The organism is Curtobacterium sp. B8, from assembly GCF_000333315.1.
Classification (GTDB): domain Bacteria; phylum Actinomycetota; class Actinomycetes; order Actinomycetales; family Microbacteriaceae; genus Curtobacterium; species Curtobacterium luteum.
Genome location: NZ_BACW01000139.1, coordinates 1 through 1,289, shown reverse-complemented (window position 1 = coordinate 1,289; position 1,289 = coordinate 1). Strand labels below are relative to the sequence as shown.

At 73.6% G+C, this 1,289-nt stretch carries 2 protein-coding genes; both read right to left on the bottom strand.

Translation table 11 applies throughout. The annotated features are described in order from the left end of the window. Positions 1-113: 113 nt before the first annotated feature. A complete protein-coding gene (locus I59_RS03520; RefSeq protein ID WP_022902687.1) occupies positions 114-1,130 on the bottom strand; it encodes a LacI family DNA-binding transcriptional regulator in 1,017 nt (338 codons plus the stop codon). Beyond that, the gene (locus I59_RS21865; RefSeq protein ID WP_261976505.1) at positions 1,127-1,267 is read right to left on the bottom strand and encodes a DUF3054 family protein; all 141 of its coding nucleotides are present in this window, start codon (positions 1,265-1,267) and stop codon (positions 1,127-1,129) included. Before I59_RS21865 ends, I59_RS03520 begins: the two co-directional genes overlap by 4 nt. Positions 1,268-1,289 lie beyond the last annotated feature (22 nt).

Sequence of the window (1,289 nt, the reverse complement as noted above, 5' to 3'; positions counted from 1 at the left end):
GCGACGGCCTGTTCTGACGTGCGGCGGGCGCAGCCCGGATCGTTCTGACGTGCGGCGGGCGCGGTCCTGACGGGCGACGGGGCCGGGGTGGGGGTCGGGGTGCGCGCCCGGGGTCAGCGCCGGGGGAGCAGCGTCCGACCGGAGATCACGGTGCCGCGGAGCGACCGGTGCTCGACCGCACTCGTGGGGTCGTCGATGCGCCTGACGACGAGGTCGATCGCCTCGCGCCCGATGCGCTCGATCGGCTGCGCCAGCGTCGTGAACCCGATCCAGTCGTTCGCGAGGGGGTAGACGCCGTCGAAGCCGGTGACCGAGACGTCACGGGGCACCTCGACCCCGAGCCGGTGCAGCGCGTCGCAGACGTCGAGCATCAGGCGGTCCGTCGGGCACATGAGCGCCGTGGCGCCGGACTCCCGCACGACCTCGGCGACGTCCGCGGCGACGTCCGCCGGTGGTCGCACGAAGCTCGCGTCGATGTCCACGACGGCGACGCCCAGGCCGCGGAGCCGCGCGACCATCGCCTGCGACCGGGCGTACTGCGTGAGGGCGTTGTCCTGTGGGACGGTCAGCACGACGACGGTCTCGTGCCAGGCGGCGGCGACCGCGTCGGCGATCTGCGTGCCACCGTCGGTCTCGTCGCAGTAGACGCTCGACAGCGCCGGGTGCAGTTCCGGCCGGCCGGCCACGACGGTCGCGATGCGTGGAGCGAACTCGGCGATCTCGGCAGCGGGCAGCAGTCCAGAGCACACCACGAGGCCGTCCACACGCATCGAGACGAGTGCTGCGAGGGCGGACTTCTCGTCCTCGACCCGGCCGACGCCGGTGGTGGTGACGACGCGGTACCCGAGCTCCGACGCGCGGCGCTCCATCACGGCGTGCAGCGCGGTGTAGACCATCGAGGACGCATCGCGGACGAGCATCCCGATGGTGTGCGTCCGACCGCGCACGAGGCCGCGGGCCATCGCGTTCGCGACGTAGCCGAGTTCCGCTGCGGCGCGTTCGACCCGCTCGCGCGTCTCGTCCGAGAACCGACCGGTGCCGGACAGCACCCGGCTGACCGCGGACTTCGACACCCCGGCTCGTGCCGCGACGTCGAGGATGGTCGGCTGCGAGCCGCGGGCACTGCTCACGCGGTGGTCCGCCGGTCGCGCCGCGCCGCCGCGGTGCGCTGGACGAGGCGGACGACCGCTCGCCACCCGACCAGGAACACCCCGAGCACGATCGTCGCGACGATGACGAAGGAGATCGGCAGCGGGTTCCCGTCCACGTCGCCCTGCCCGGGGCGACCC